The organism is Paraburkholderia solitsugae (genome assembly GCF_013177695.1).
Lineage (GTDB): Bacteria > Pseudomonadota > Gammaproteobacteria > Burkholderiales > Burkholderiaceae > Paraburkholderia > Paraburkholderia solitsugae.
Genome location: NZ_WOEY01000165.1, coordinates 1 through 11147 on the forward strand (window position 1 = coordinate 1; position 11147 = coordinate 11147).

At 64.7% G+C, this 11147-nt stretch carries 9 protein-coding genes; 5 read left to right on the forward strand and 4 right to left on the reverse strand.

What is annotated here, in order from left to right; translation table 11 throughout:
- From GNZ12_RS40655 to GNZ12_RS40675, 5 genes are all read left to right on the forward strand, one after another.
- The coding region (locus GNZ12_RS40655) for a DEAD/DEAH box helicase (RefSeq protein ID WP_172318155.1) at positions 1 to 2252 on the forward strand (2252 nt) is incomplete at its 5' end.
- A 608-nt stretch (positions 2253 to 2860) separates the two neighbouring features.
- The gene (locus tag GNZ12_RS40660) at positions 2861 to 3598 is read left to right on the forward strand and encodes a response regulator transcription factor (RefSeq protein ID WP_172318157.1); all 738 of its coding nucleotides are present in this window, start codon (positions 2861 to 2863) and stop codon (positions 3596 to 3598) included.
- Positions 3599 to 3660: 62 nt separating this feature from the next.
- Positions 3661 to 5049 carry a FecR family protein gene (locus GNZ12_RS40665; RefSeq protein ID WP_172318171.1) on the forward strand — a complete coding sequence of 463 codons (1389 nt, stop codon included), beginning with the start codon at positions 3661 to 3663 and terminating at the stop codon, positions 5047 to 5049.
- Positions 5050 to 5115: 66 nt separating this feature from the next.
- A complete protein-coding gene (locus tag GNZ12_RS40670; RefSeq protein ID WP_172318159.1) occupies positions 5116 to 7623 on the forward strand; it encodes a CHASE2 domain-containing protein in 2508 nt (835 codons plus the stop codon).
- Between the two features lie 32 nt (positions 7624 to 7655).
- Complete coding sequence (locus GNZ12_RS40675; protein WP_407947768.1) at positions 7656 to 8255, forward strand: DUF4136 domain-containing protein; 600 nt, start codon at positions 7656 to 7658, stop codon at positions 8253 to 8255.
- A gap of 22 nt (positions 8256 to 8277) precedes the next feature.
- Here GNZ12_RS40675 and bluB read toward each other — a convergent pair whose 3' ends face one another.
- The 4 genes from bluB to GNZ12_RS40695 all read right to left on the reverse strand — a co-directional run.
- Positions 8278 to 8937 carry a 5,6-dimethylbenzimidazole synthase gene (gene bluB, locus GNZ12_RS40680; protein WP_172318163.1) on the reverse strand — a complete coding sequence of 220 codons (660 nt, stop codon included), beginning with the start codon at positions 8935 to 8937 and terminating at the stop codon, positions 8278 to 8280.
- A complete protein-coding gene (locus GNZ12_RS40685) occupies positions 8921 to 10246 on the reverse strand; it encodes a cobyrinate a,c-diamide synthase (protein WP_172318165.1) in 1326 nt (441 codons plus the stop codon). The genes bluB and GNZ12_RS40685 overlap by 17 nt, the downstream gene beginning before the upstream one ends.
- Positions 10247 to 10249: 3 nt before the next feature.
- Positions 10250 to 10852 (reverse strand): cob(I)yrinic acid a,c-diamide adenosyltransferase, encoded by a 603-nt coding sequence (cobO, locus tag GNZ12_RS40690; protein WP_172318167.1) that lies wholly within the window; start codon positions 10850 to 10852, stop codon positions 10250 to 10252.
- A partial coding sequence (locus tag GNZ12_RS40695; protein WP_172318169.1) for a cobalamin biosynthesis protein occupies positions 10849 to 11147 on the reverse strand: 299 nt, incomplete at its 5' end. The genes cobO and GNZ12_RS40695, both read right to left, overlap by 4 nt.

Below are 11147 nucleotides of genomic sequence, written 5' to 3' on the forward strand. Positions count from 1 at the left end.
GCTTCGATTACGACGGCGTCAGCATCAATGTCGACAGCAGCGTCACACTCGTGCCCATGCCGGGCGGCGACGTCATTCATATCCGCCGGCGCTATGAAGCCGAAAAGAAGCGCTTGCTCGAACTGCGCAAGACCGGGCTGCAGAAAGTCCCGACCAGCCGCGTGTACGCATCGCGGCTTCTGCCTGACACGATGCTTGGCCTGCCCGATGCCGAATCCTGGACCGCCTTCGTCAACGACGCGGTGCCTGAACTGGTGAGCAAAGGCTGGCGCGTGACGATGGCGCCGGAGTTCCGCTACAACATTATCGAGATCGACGCGATTGACGGCACCGCGCATCAGGCAGGCGACGGCTGGTTCGATCTGGAGATGGGCATCCGCATCGGCGAGCGCAATGTGCGGCTCGAGCCGCTGCTCGCCGATCTGTTCCGGCGCGACCGGCGCTGGCTCGGCGGCGCGCTCGAAGCCATCGCCGACGACGAGCCGATCGAGTTAAAGACCGAGGAAAACAAGCGTCTGCGTCTGCGCGCCGACCGGTTGAAGCCGGTGGTGCGCGTGCTGGTCGACCTGTTCGACGCACTGGGCGGATCTTTAGCCGACGGCGCGCCGCTGCGTGTGCCCTCCGTCGATGCGGGCCGGCTTGAAGCGTTGAACAGCACAGGCCGCTGGCAATTCCAGGGCGACGATTCGATTCGCCAACTGGCCCAGCGTCTGCAAGCTGGACCGGGCTTGCACGAGGTGCCGGTACCGCGAGGCCTGAAGGCGGAACTGCGCGCGTATCAGCAGCAAGGTCTGAACTGGATGCAGTTTCTGCGCGAACACGATCTGGCCGGCGTGCTCGCCGACGACATGGGTCTCGGCAAGACTGTGCAGACACTCGCGCACATCCTCGCGGAGAAAGAAGCCGGACGGCTCGATCGTCCCGCGCTGATCGTCGTGCCGACCACGCTCGTGCACAACTGGCGCGAGGAAGCGCGCCGCTTCGCACCCGAATTGAACGTGCTGGTATTGAACGGCCCGCAGCGCAAGGAGCGTTTCGAGCAGATCGGCGAGCACGATCTGATCCTGACGACTTACGCGCTGCTGTGGCGCGATCAGAAGGTGCTCGCCGAGTATGACTACCACCTGCTGATCCTCGACGAGGCGCAGTACGTCAAGAACGCCACCACCAAAGCCGCGCAGGCGATTCGTGGATTGCGCGCGCGGCATCGACTGTGTCTGACAGGGACCCCGCTGGAAAATCACCTCGGCGAGCTGTGGTCGCAGTTCGATTTTCTGTTGCCTGGCTTTCTCGGCAGCCAGAAAGACTTCACCAAACGCTGGCGCAATCCCATCGAGAAAAACGGCGACGGTGTGCGCCGCGCGCTGCTGGCGCGCCGCATCCGGCCGTTCATGCTGCGCCGTCGTAAGGACGAGGTCGCGAAGGAATTGCCGGCCAAGACCACCATCGTGTGTTCAGTCGATCTGGAGGGCGCGCAGCGCGATCTCTACGAAACGGTGCGTACGGCGATGCAGGAGCGCGTGCGTGCGGCAGTCAGCGCACAGGGTCTCGCGCGCAGCCACATTATCGTGCTCGATGCGTTGTTGAAACTGCGCCAGGTCTGCTGCGATCCGCGTCTCGTGCGGAAAATCAAGGTTGACGGGAACCCGGGCGAACCAGGCGAGAAGCGCGACAAAGCGGAAAAGACCGAAAGGGCAGAGAAGGGCGCGCGCGTCACGCGCTCGGCCAAGCTCGATTTGCTGTTATCGATGCTGCCTGAACTGATCGAGGAAGGACGGCGCGTGCTGTTGTTCTCGCAGTTCACCGGCATGTTGTCGTTGATTGCCGAAGCGCTCGAAGAAGCGGCGATTCCCTACGTGCTTCTGACCGGCGACACGGCGGACCGCGTGACGCCGGTCGAGCGCTTCCAAAAGGGTGAGGTGCCGCTGTTCCTGATCAGCCTCAAGGCAGGCGGCGTGGGCCTGAATCTGACCGCCGCCGACACCGTGATTCACTACGACCCATGGTGGAACCCAGCCGCCGAGAATCAGGCGACCGACCGTGCCCATCGGCTGGGGCAGGACAAGCCTGTGTTTGTCTACAAGCTGATTGCCGCGGGCAGCATCGAAGAAAAGATCGTGGAGTTGCAGGAGCAGAAGGCGGGGCTCGCCGACAGCATTCTCTCCGAAGACGCCGCCGGCGCCGCCAAGTTCTCGGACGACGATCTCGACGCGCTATTTGCGCCGATGCCGGAGATTGAAAGCGGGCGGTGAGGTTTTTTGGCCGGTGCGTACATTCCAAAGCGCCAAGTTCCTCATCAATGAGTCAACGGTTTAGCTTCAATCAAACGATCTAACAATCTTTAAACGATTTATTTTGAGACTGTTCCTATACTGAGTCGCAAATTGTCAAATCGCTGTTTCCTGAACGCCGGGGGGCACAGCCCGATAGGACAAAAGGTAGACGGGGCCAACCATCGTGCGAGCGAGACCAGCCGGACCGAATAACGACCCCTGGAGGTCGATATCAATAAGCGGCCGAACCTGAGAGACATTGGGGAAAATCCCATAGAGCGGCTCGCAATGACCGAGCCGAACCGGATAGCTGCTTAATCGCATCCGGGAAAAAGCAGGGCCGTTTTCGATTATGATGATCTGCCCCCTCAGTAATCGACGCGCTAAAGCCAAAATGCGCGTGAATTTCGAGACAAGACGGCAGCAGAGCTGAACAGGGCGCAAGGCGAAGGGCCATTAATCGAAAAAAGAGTGCAGCCGAAGATGAAAACAGGAAGCTGGATCGACGGTGCTAGCACCGGCATCCCGGCCATCTGCCGGCTCACCGGCCACCCATTACGAAGGACGTTGTCGCGTTGCGGGGTTTTATGAGAATTGCAGTCCTGGATGACGATTCGGCGCAAGCCGACCTTGTTTGCCAAACGCTGTCGGCGGCCGGCCATGTCTGTCACGCCTACGTCGCGGGTCGCGAACTGGTGCGGCAGTTGCGGCGCCAGACCTTCGACCTGCTCGTGCTCGACTGGAACGTACCCGACATGTCGGGCGAAGAGGTGCTGCGCTGGGTGCGCGAGAGCCTCTCCGAGCGCTTGCCGGTCCTGTTCATGACGAGCCGCGGCCGCGAAACCGATATCACCTCGATCCTCAATACCGGTGCGGACGATTACGTCGTCAAGCCGGTCTCCGCGGCGGTCCTGCTGGCGCGCGTCGGCTCGTTGCTGCGCCGGGCGTATCACCTGAAGCCGCCTGCGTCGAAAGAGGTATTCGGCGAATTCGAATTCGATCTGAGCGCGAAGCACGTGGTGGCGCGCGGCGCAACGGTCGCCGTGACGCAGAAGGAGTTCGAGCTCGCGCTCCTGCTGTTCCAGCACCTGAGCCGGCCGCTGTCGCGCGCGCACATTCTCGATGTGATCTGGAAGCAGGCGACGGACATCCCCTCGCGCACCATGGATACGCACGTGTCGATGCTGCGCAGCAAGCTCGGCTTGCGCCCGGAGCACGGCTATCGTCTGACGCCGATCTACGGCTATGGGTACCGGCTTGAGCGGATCGAATCCGGCACGCCGCCCGCGGCGGCCGAAGGGCACCCCGAAGCGGGGGATGCGTGACGGTTTCTTTCGATGCGGTACCGGCAGGCTGCGCAGGTTCACCCGGCCGCCGCGCCGGCGCGATGCTGGCGGCGGCCGGCCTGATCGCGATGACGTGCTTTGCGCCGGCATCGGCGGATGCCTATTCGTCCCGCGCGCCGAAGCAACGCACAAAAACGACCGCGCCAGTCTATGTGTCCTACGTGACCCACGACGGCGACACGTTATACGAAATCGCCGGCCGCTATCTGCGCGACTCCGGCGATTGGGCGATGTTGAGCCGCCTGAATCATGTGCCCGCGCCACGCCGCATGCCGGCCGGGATCACGCTGCGTCTGCCGGCCGACCGGCTCAGACAGGATCCCGAGTCGGCGCGCGTGATCGCGACGAGCGGTCCGGCCGAGCACGCTTTCGGCAAGAATCCTTACACGCCGCTCTCGGCGGGCACGACGCTCGGCGAGGGCGACCGCATCCGCACCGGCCATAACGGCTTTGTCACGCTGGAGTTGCCGGACGGCTCGCACATCACGGTGTCGCAGGACGGTCAGCTCGACATCGGCAAGCTGCGGCGCACCGTGCTGACCGGCTCGGGCGATCGCGTGCTCGATCTGCAGCGTGGCGAAGTCGAGAGCCAGGTCACGCATGCCACCAAAAAGGACGACCGCTTCCAGATCCGCGCGCCATCGGTTGTCGCAGGGGTGCGCGGTACGCGCTTCAAGGTCGCCTACGACGGCGACGCGCGAACCACGGCGGTCGAAGTGCTGGACGGAGCGGTCGGCGTCGACCCGGCCGCAGTTAATGGTCAGGCCTCGGCGCCGCCACCCGGCGTGCCGTTGCAGGCGTCCGCGCAACTCGTCAAGGCACGCTTTGGCAGTGTCACGCGGGCAGGCGGCGCGATCGGCGGTCCGGTGGAATTGCTGCCCGCACCGTCGCTCGTCGAACCGGCAAAAGTGCAGGACGGCAAAACCGTTGCTTTCGACCTCGTCCCCGCCGAGCGCGCAGTGGCCTACCGTGTGCAGATTGCGCGAGATGCCGATCAGCTCGACTTGATCCGCGATCTGCGCGTGAGCGCGCCGCTTGCGGACTTCGGCGATCTGGCCGACGGCACGTATTTCGTGCGTATCGCCGCGATCGACGCGAACGGGCTCGAAGGCTTGCCTCAGGTGTATGGTTTCGAGCGGCGCCAGCTTGGGCTCGCGGCGTCGGCGGGACCGCGCGCCGGCAGCCGCGACTACGAGTTCCGCTGGTTTGTCAGCCGCACCACGGTCGAGACGCGCTTTCGCTTCGTGCTGGCCACGACCGCCGACCTGCGCCATCCGCTCATCGATCGGACCGATCTGACGGGCGGCCAGATCGTGGTCAGTGACCTGCCGGGCGGCGTCTATTATTGGACGATCGTCGCCGAGCAGTTCGAAAACGGCCGTTTCTACGAGAAGAGCAGCGCGGTCCGCTCGTTTACGCTTGCCCGCTGACACTGGTAGATTCACGGGGCCGGGCCACCAACCAGCCCGCTCCTTAGCTCTCAACCACGCCACGCTTTGCCGAACCCACCCACGCGCCTGAGCCTCGACCCGCGCGCCCGCCTCGGACGGCGCGCGGGCCGCCGCTTCCTGATCGAATGGGTGGGGATCGGCGGCCTGGGCCTTGTGGTGATTCTGCTCAGCTCGCTCGGCCGGCTGACCGCCAGCGTCGACAACCTGGCCTACGACCGTTTTCTAAGCCTGCGTGCGCAACCGTTGCTGCGCGACATCGTGGTGCTCGAAATCGACAACGCCAGCATTGCGCAGCTTGGCCGCTGGCCGTGGCCGCGCAGCGTCCACGCAAAGCTGCTCGAGCAGATTGCGAAGGCGAAGCCCGCCGCGGTGATCTACGACGTGCTCTTTACCGAAGCCAATCCGGAAGATGCCCAGCTCGCCCGCGAGATTGCCCTGAGTCCCACCTACCTGCCGATGCTGCTGACGCCGCTGGACGGCGCCGGCCGGCGCGTCGCGGTCGAACCGGTGGCGCCGCTCGCGCATGCCGCGGCCGGGATTGGGCATATCAACCTTGAAGTCGACAGCGACGGCATTGTGCGCAGCGTCGCGCGGTTCGAGGGCGACGCGAATTCGCGCTGGCCGCAATTGATGGTGCCGGTCGTACAGGCCGTCGAGCGGGGTGTGCTGCAGTTGAACGAGCGACCGCACGGACTGTTTTCCGGCGGCGCATCGGCAGCCCAATCCAGCAGCGATGACGAAGGCGAAGGCCGTTTCCTGATCCCCTTTGGTCTGAATGCGCAGAACTTTTCGAAACTGAGTTTCGCGAGCGTCCTCGCGGGCGATGTTCCCGCGGACAAGCTGCGCGGGCGCATCGTGCTGATCGGCGTGACCGCGTCCGGCTTGTACGACCGTTTTGCTACGCCGGTGTCCGGCGAGCTGGGGCCGCTGCCCGGCGTCTATATCCACGCGAACGTGCTGGATACGCTGCTGACCGGTCGCGAGCTCGAACCCGCGGATCCGTGGGTGCTGTTCGTCGCCTCGCTGGCGCCGCTCACTGCGCTGCTCGCTGGTTTTCTGGTGCTGTCGCCGCGCCGCTCGTTGCTGCTGACCGTCGCGTTGGGTGCGCTCGCCACGGCCGGCAGCGCGGCCTTGCTGTACGGCGCGCGGCTATGGATGTCGCCGGTGCCGGCGATCTTCGGTTTGATCGTGGTGTATCCGATCTGGAACTGGCGGCGCCTCGAAATGACGATGGCTTATCTGCGCGAAGAACTGCAACGCCTCGCCGACGAGCCTCACCTCCTGCCGGAAACACCCCAGCGCCGCCGCGAATTCGGCGGCGACGTGCTGGAACAGCATATGGCATTGATGGCGCAGGCCGCGCAGCGCGTGCAGGACATGAAGCGCTTCGTGTGGGACAGCCTCGACAGCGTGCCCGAGCCGATCCTGGTGAGCGACGTGGAGGGCATCGTGCTGATCGCGAACCATGCCGCCAAGGCGCATTTCGCGCGCCTTGGCGCGCCGCTGCCGGAAGGCCGGCCTATGCGAGCAGTGCTGGGCGGGCTGACGCTGGTCAAGACCATCGACAGCGGCGCGGTGTCAGACGCCGAAAACAATCTGCTCGCGCATGCCCAATGGCCCGCGCTGCTCGACCCCGCGCGCCGCGAGTTTGCCGCACTGATGGCGCAAGGCGTCGAAGTGCGCGACGCCCACGAGCGCGACCACCTGCTGCGCTATGCGAATTGCACGAACGAGCAAGGTGAGACGACGGGCTGGATCGCGGGCCTCGTCGACGTATCGGCCTTGCATGCGGCCGAGCGCCAACGGGAAGACGCGTTGCGGCTGCTGTCGCACGACATGCGCTCGCCGCAGGCGTCGATTCTGGCGCTGGTGGAGATCGAGCGGGCGCGCAGCGAGCCGGTGCTCGCGCGTGGCCTGCTGGAGCGCATCGAGCGCTACGCGCAGCGTGCGTTGACGCTTGCCGACGATTTCGTGCAACTCGCGCGCGCCGAATCGCAAGCCTACGTGCTTGAACCGGTGAGCATGACCGAGCTGATGATCGACGCCAGCGACGAAGTCTGGCCGCAGGCCCACGCCAAACGCATTACGCTGCAAACCGATACGGACGGCGAGACCGCCGCCGACGAGGGCCACTGGATCTGTGCCGACCGCTCGCTGATGACACGCGCGCTCGTCAACATTCTGAACAATGCGGTCAAGTACAGTCCGCCGGACACGCGGATCACGTGCAGCCTGAAGAGCCTCGGCGGCGTCGCGCAGATGGCCGCGCCCAGCGCGGCAAAACGTGTATCGTGCACGATTCGCGACGAAGGCTACGGTATTCCCGAGGAGCAGCAGGCGGGTCTGTTCGAGCGCTTCCGGCGCTTTCACGAGACGGAGCGCCCGGAAGTGGGCGGCGCGGGCCTGGGCATGGCGTTCGTCAAAACCGTCGTGACGCGTCATGGCGGCGATGTCGAGGTGGTCAGCGCGCCTGGCAAGGGAACGGCTTTTACGATTTCCCTGCCGGCACTCGACGAAGCGCAAACCGATGCGTCTGCAACATCACGCTCATGATGGATAAACACTCACCTTGTCGAAGCGAGAAAATGGTGAAAACGATAATAATCTGTGCCGCGCTGGCTGCGGCGAGTCTGACCGGATGCGCGGGTTTGAGCGCCGACGTGCACACGGCGAATCCTGCGGCGGTGCTGCAGGGCGAGCGCACCTATACGATTGCGCGCATGCCGTCGCAGGATGCCAGCGCGGATCATCCGCAATTTGAAACCATGCTGCGTGATGAGCTGGCGAAGAACGGTTTCACCGATACGGCGGGCAATTCCGCGCACTATTTACTGTCGATTGCGTATGACACGCGGCCGGTCGTGGTCGGCGTGGGCGCGAAGGATTGCGCGCCAGGTGCGTGCGAACGCTCGCCCGAACCGCCGTTTGCGCTGTTCGACGGACGCGCTTATCGGCACGCGTTGACGCTGCGATTTTTCGAGCAGTCGAGCGGACAGGAGGTCTACAAAGTGAGCGCGGCGAGCAGCGATCGCGATGCCGATCCCCTGCACGCCATGCCGGCGCTCGTGAAAAGCGCTCTGGCTAAATTTCCGTTCGATGCGCCGCCCGACTGGCGCGTGAAACTGCGCACCCAGGAAACGGGCGGTGTGCCGGATGTGGTTTCGGTCAAGCCTCTTAAGCCGTAGCAGTGAGACGCCCGCGCCGGCGTTATTCCGGCGCTTGGTCGTCTTCCGGCCAGCGGTTTTCGAACACGCAATCGGCGAGCGGCATGCGGCATGCCCAGCGCTCGGTTTCCAGCATCGGTTCGCTGTAAAACTGATCGACGTGGCCGAGGCACAGGATCGCCACCGGCCGCGCGCCCTCGGGCATATGCAGCAGCGTGCGGACCACGTCGACGTCGAATAGCGACACCCAGCCCATGCCCAGACCTTCCGCGCGCGCGGCCAGCCACATGTTCTGGATCGCGCAAGCCACCGAAGCCAAGTCCATCTCCGGCAAGGTGCGGCGTCCGAAGATGTGACGCTCCCGGCCATCCATCAGCGCCATCACCAGCAGTTCGCCGCACTCCAGCATGCCTTCCACTTTCAGCTTCATGAACTCTTCGCGACGCTTGCCGAGTGCATCGGCGGTGGCGAGGCGTTCGCTTTCGACCGTCGCGTGCAAAGCCGTGCGCAAAGCCGGGTCGGTGATGCGCGCGATGCGCCACGGCTGCATGAAGCCGACGCTTGGCGCGTGATGCGCCGCGTCGAGCAGGCGTTGCAGCACGGCAGGATCGACCGGATCGCGCACGAAATGGCGCATGTCACGCCGTTCGTAAATCGCGCGGTAGACAGCTTCGCGCTCGGAATCGTTAAAAGGCTTCGCCATGGAACAGGGCGGCCGTGAAGGCCGGGTTGGAGGGCCAATAAGCATGCATATAGGTTGCCACGATCGATCCGGCGCGGAACACGGCCTCGCCGGGGGCATCGCTATTTGGCCGGGTGGCTGAACGCAGCGGCGTGAGCGGCGTCGTCAGCTTCGAATAATGGAAAGTATGACCGGTCATCGGACCGTGCAGGCTGTCGATCTGTTGCATGCCGAGCGCTGTGAAGCGCGTTTGCATTGTGGCATGACCGGGCAGCAGGCCGAGCATTGGCGCGCTGGCGCCGTGCGTGTCGGTAAGCTGGTCGAGCAGGTAAAGCATGCCGCCGCATTCGGCGACAACTGGTTTGCCCGCTGCCGCGTGCGCGCGAATCGTTGCTGCACTGCGCGTGTTGCCAGCGAGCAAGGCCGCATGCAACTCGGGGTAGCCGCCTGGGAGGTACAGGGCGTCGGTGCGCTCGGGCAGGGCGTCATCGGCGAGCGGCGAGAAATAGTCGAGGTGCGCGCCGAGCGTTTCTAACAGCGTGAGGTTGGCCGGATAGATGAACGAGAACGCGGCATCGCGTGCGATCGCAATCCGCTTGCCTTCCAGAAGACGCGGCAGTGTTTCTGGCGCGGGCGCGCCGAAATCGACCGGCGGTGGCAATTCAGCCAGCGCGGTTTGCGCGAGCGCATCGGCGGCGCGATCCAGACGCGTGTCCAGATCGTCGATCTCCGCGGCCTGATGCAAGCCGAGATGGCGATCGGGCAACTCGATTTCGTCGTCGCCGGTGATGTGCCCGCACCAGCGCAGGTCCGCCGGCAAGGCATCTTCGAGCATTTGCGCGTGCCTTGGCGAGCCGACACGATTGGCGAGCACGCCGTAGAACGGCACCTGCGGCCTGAAGTGCGCGAGGCCGAAAGCGACCGCACCGAAGGTCTGCGCCATCGCTTTCGCTGAAATCACAGCGAGCACCGGCACGCCGAACGTGGTTGCCAGATCGGCGCTGCTCGGTGTGCCGTCAAACAGACCCATCACGCCTTCGATCAGGATCAGGTCCGCTTCAGTCGCCGCTTGGGCGAGCAGGTTCTGGCAGGCCGATTCGCCCACCATCCACAGATCGAGCGACAGTACCGGCGCCCCGCTGGCACGCGCCAGAATCATTGGGTCGAGAAAGTCGGGGCCGGTCTTGAATACGCGCACGCGTCGCCCCAGCCGCCGGTGGTAGCGCGCCAGACCCGCGGTAATCGTGGTTTTGCCTTGACCCGACGCGGGTGCACTAATGAACAGAGCGGGGCAGGCCCCGGAGGACGTCCCCTTGGGGGGCGTGGACATCGCTCAGAACTCCACGCCGCGTTGCGCTTTCACACCTTGCTCGCGATACGGGTGCTTGACGATGCGCATTTCGGTGACGAGGTCGGCGGCTTCGATCAGCGCGTCCGGCGCGTGGCGGCCGGTCACCACCACGTGCAGCATCTCCGCGCGCGCGTTCAATACCGACAGCACTTCGTTGAGCGGCAGGTACTCGTACTTCAGCACCGTGTTCAGTTCGTCGAGGATCACCATCTGGTAGTCGCCGCTCTCGATCATGCGGCGCGCTTCGTCCCAGCCTTTGCGCGCGGTGGCGATGTCGGCGTCGCGATTCTGCGTGTTCCAGGTGTAGCCGTCGCCCATTGTGACGAAGTCGCAATGGGCGATCGCACCGAGGAAGTCGCGCTCCGAGGTATGCAGCGCGCCTTTGATGAATTGCACGACGCCGAGGCGCATGCCGTGCCCAAGCACGCGCACGGCCATGCCGAACGCGGCGGTGGTCTTGCCCTTGCCGGTGCCGGTATTGACGATCAGCAGACCTTTTTCGACGGTGGCGCTGGCCTGTTTTTTCTCGTGGCCTTCACGCCGGCGCTCGGTCATGCGTTGATGCGATTCGGGGTCGGTTTTCATGGCAGGTCCTGTTCTTGGGGGGCGTTGTTTGTCTGTTCGCGGGCCGGGCGGGCGGTGGTCGATGCAATTGCCACCGTGACGCCGTCGTGGATGGTTTTGCGCACGAGTAGCCGTGCGCTGGGGGTGTTGGGCGTGATTGATGCAGCCGGGGCAACTGACGCAACCAATGCCGATGCCGATGCCTGGGCCGCACCAGGCGCGCTGGCCGCATCAGTTTCGGTCGCCGCGGCGAGCAAGGCGCACGGCTCGCAGACGCCGTCTATGCCGAGATGCTCGCGTGCTGCCGACGACCGAT

Bases quoted from the DNA above. Each gene is read 5' to 3' on its own strand.
- GNZ12_RS40660 (WP_172318157.1), top strand. From the start codon at position 2,861: ATGAGAATTGCAGTCCTGGATGACGATTCGGCGCAAGCCGACCTTGTT.
- GNZ12_RS40665 (WP_172318171.1), top strand. From the start codon at position 3,661: ATGCTGGCGGCGGCCGGCCTGATCGCGATGACGTGCTTTGCGCCGGCA.
- GNZ12_RS40675 (WP_407947768.1), top strand. From the start codon at position 7,656: ATGGTGAAAACGATAATAATCTGTGCCGCGCTGGCTGCGGCGAGTCTG.
- bluB (WP_172318163.1), bottom strand. From the start codon at position 8,937: ATGGCGAAGCCTTTTAACGATTCCGAGCGCGAAGCTGTCTACCGCGCG.
- GNZ12_RS40685 (WP_172318165.1), bottom strand. From the start codon at position 10,246: ATGTCCACGCCCCCCAAGGGGACGTCCTCCGGGGCCTGCCCCGCTCTG.
- cobO (WP_172318167.1), bottom strand. From the start codon at position 10,852: ATGAAAACCGACCCCGAATCGCATCAACGCATGACCGAGCGCCGGCGT.